Annotated in this window: 1 protein-coding gene; it reads right to left on the bottom strand. The window is 68.1% G+C overall.

Annotation, left to right across the window (positions count from 1 at the left end; all coding sequences use genetic code 11):
* A partial coding sequence (locus tag ABZ707_RS33305) for a type I polyketide synthase (protein WP_360182647.1) occupies positions 1-3,502 on the bottom strand: 3,502 nt, incomplete at both ends.

Here is a 3,502-nt window from a genome sequence, read left to right as displayed (position 1 = left end):
GCGTCACCACCACCAGACGCGAACCACCCAACCGCTCATCCCCAAGCCACCCCTGAAGCAACCCCAACATCCGCACCACACTCCCGTGCGTACCCTCCACCACACCCTCGGCGGTCCCCCCGACCAGGGAGACAATCACCGTCTCCGGCGCTTCACCGCCCGCGTCCAGCGCGTTCGTCAGTGCCGGGAGATCCGCGTAGGACACGACCGGCACGTCCCATGCCTCCGGGACGAGATCACCGGCCCCGCCCAGCAGCGCCCATGGAGCAGTCGAGGCCCTGGGGACGGCCTTCGTCGACGGAGCAACCCATTCGACGCGGAAGAGGGTGTCCTTCCGGTCTGCCGCCTGTGCGGCGCCACTGATCTGCTCTGCGGAAACCGTGCGCAGCGCCAGCGACTCCACCGACAGCACAGGCTGTCCGGTACCGTCCGCCACGGCCAAGGACACAGCGCTGCCCCCGGCGGAGGCCAGCCGCACCCGCAGGGCGGACGCGCCGACCAGGTGCAGAGTGACCCCGGTCCAGGAGAAGGGCATACGGCCGCCGTCGGCCTGGCCGTCGCCGGCGAAGAAGTCACCCAGTCCTATCCCGTGCAGGGCCGCGTCCAGCAGGGCCGGGTGGAGACCGAAGGCCCCAGCCGCCTCCTGGACCTCCTCCGGCAGCTCGACCTCCGCGAAGACCTCATCGCCGCGCCGCCACGCCGCACGCAAACCCTGGAAAACAGGACCGTAGTCGAAGCCCACCGAAGCGAACCCCTCATACAGCCCCTCAACCGCCACCTCCCGCGCTCCCTCGGGCGGCCACACCACCAACTCCCCGGGAACCGACACACCGGCATCCGACAGCACACCCGTGGCATGACGCACCCACGGCACGTCGTCGTCCACCTGCTCCGGTCGGGAATGCACGATCACCGAGCGACGGCCGGACTCGTCCTGCCCGCCTACCGTGATCTGGAACTGGACCGCACCCTCCTCCGGGAGCACAAGGGGCGCCTCAAGCGTCAGCTCTTCCAGGGAACCGCAGTCGGCCTGGGCGCCCGCACGGACACTCAGCTCAACAAAGGCTGTCCCCGGAAGCAGGACGGAGCCCATGATCCGGTGGTCCGCCAGCCAAGGATGCGTCTGGAGGGACAGCCGGCCGGTGAACAGGAAACCGTCGGCGTCGGCGAGAGAGACCGCAGCTCCGAGCAACGGATGATGAGCGGAACCGAGCCCGGCGGAGACCATGTCGCCCGCCTCCACACCGGCGTCCAGCCAGTAATGGTCACGTTGGAAGGCGTAGGTGGGGAGTTCGACGCGTCGGGCGCCGGTGCCGGCGAAGTACGCCTCCCAGTCGGGGGCATGGCCCGCGACCAGCAGCCGCGCCACGGCGACGGTGAGGGCCTCGGCTTCCGCATGGCCCTTGCGCAGCGCCGGTGTCAGCACGGCGGTGGAGGGTTCGGTGCCGGTGAGGCAGTCCTGTGCCATCGCGGACAGCACCCCGTCCGGACCAAGCTCCAGATACGAAGTCACACCCTGCTCTTCAAGAGTCCGGACACCATCAAGGAAGCGCACGGCCTCCCGGACATGCCGCACCCAGTACTCGGGGTCGGTGATCTCCTCGGCCGTGGCGACGGTACCGGTCAGATGGGAGACGACCGGGATACGCGGCGCCTGGTACGTGAGTCCGGCCGCGACCTCACGGAACGCGTCCAGCATCCCGTCCATCAGCGGCGAGTGGAAGGCGTGACTGACCGTCAGACGACGTGTCTTACGCCCCTGCTCCTGGAAGGTCTGCCCGATCACCGCGACGCGGTTCTCGTCGCCGGAGACCACGACGGACGACGGGCCGTTGACGGCCGCGATGCTTGTCCGGTCGGTGAGCAGCGGCGTCACCTCGTCCTCCGACGCCTGCACCGCCACCATCGCACCACCCGACGGCAGCGCCTGCATCAACCGGCCACGCGCCGCCACCAACGCACACGCATCCGCCAAGGACAGGACACCCGCGACATGCGCGGCCGTGATCTCACCAATCGAGTGCCCGGACAGGAAGTCCGGCCGCAACCCCCACGCCTCCACCAACCGGAACAACGCCACCTCGACCGCGAACAACGCCGGCTGAGTGAACCCTGTCAAATCCAGCAAACCGGCCTCGTCGCCGAACAGGACATCCTTCAGAGGCCGCTCAAGCCTCCCGTCCAGCTCCCCACACACCGCGTCCAACGCCTCCGCGAACACCGGAAACACCTCATACAACTCACGGCCCATACCCAGCCGCTGACTGCCCTGCCCCGTGAACAGGAACGCCAGCTTGCCCCGAACAGCACCACCCCGCACCACACCAGTGCCTGCACCCCCCTCCGCCAACACCGCCAACCGCTCCAAAAACTCCCCACGATCAGCACCCACCACCACCGCACGATCCTCAAGCACCCCACGCGACGTCGCCAGCGAAAACCCCACATCCCCCACCGACACCCCAGAACCCGCCTCCACAAACGCACGCAACCGACCCGCCTGCGCCCGCAACCCCGCCTCACCACGACCCGACACCACCCACGGCACCACAGGAAGCACCACCGGACGCACCGGCCCCGACACCACACCCCCACCATCGGCGGGGGCTTGTTCGAGGATGGTGTGGGCGTTGGTACCGCTGATACCGAAGGACGACACCGCCGCACGACGCGGCCGGCCATGCTCAGGCCACGGCAGCTCCTCGGTCAACAGCGACACCGCGCCGGCCGCCCAGTCCACATGCGACGTCGGCTCATCCACATGCAACGTCCGCGGCATCACACCATGCCGCATCGCCATCACCATCTTGATGATCCCCGCCACACCCGCAGCCGCCTGCGTATGACCAAAGTTCGACTTCACCGAACCCAGCCACAACGGCCGATCAGCATCCCGATCCTGCCCATACGTCGCCAGCAGTGCCTGCGCCTCGATCGGATCACCCAGACTCGTCCCCGTCCCATGCGCCTCCACCACATCAATATCACCCGGAGCCAACCGCGCATTCGCCAACGCCTGACGAATCACCCGCTGCTGCGACGGACCATTCGGCGCCGTCAAACCATTCGACGCACCATCCTGATTCACCGCACTCCCCCGCACCACCGCCAACACCGGATGCCCATTCCGACGCGCATCCGAGAGCCGCTCAACGAGCAGCATCCCCGCACCCTCACCCCAGCCCGTACCATCCGCGGCCTCAGCGAAGGACTTACACCGGCCGTCAGAGGAAAGGCCGCGCTGTCGGCTGAACTCGGTGAACGTGCCAGGGGTCGGCATCACCGTCACGCCGCCGGCCAGCGCGAGCTCACATTCACCGTTCCGCAGCGCCTGCACCGCCATATGCAGCGTCACCAACGAAGAAGAACAGGCCGTATCAACGGTGACCGCGGGGCCTTCGAGGCCAAAGGTGTACGCGACGCGGCCGGAAGCGATACTGCTCGACCCGCCCGTACCCAGATACCCCTCAACACCGGGCGGCACCACACGCAACCGCGACGC

This window comes from Streptomyces sp. NPDC006923 (genome assembly GCF_040635655.1).
GTDB lineage: Bacteria > Actinomycetota > Actinomycetes > Streptomycetales > Streptomycetaceae > Streptomyces.
Note: the sequence above shows the minus strand (reverse complement) of the source record. Positions and strands in the feature narration are given on the sequence as shown.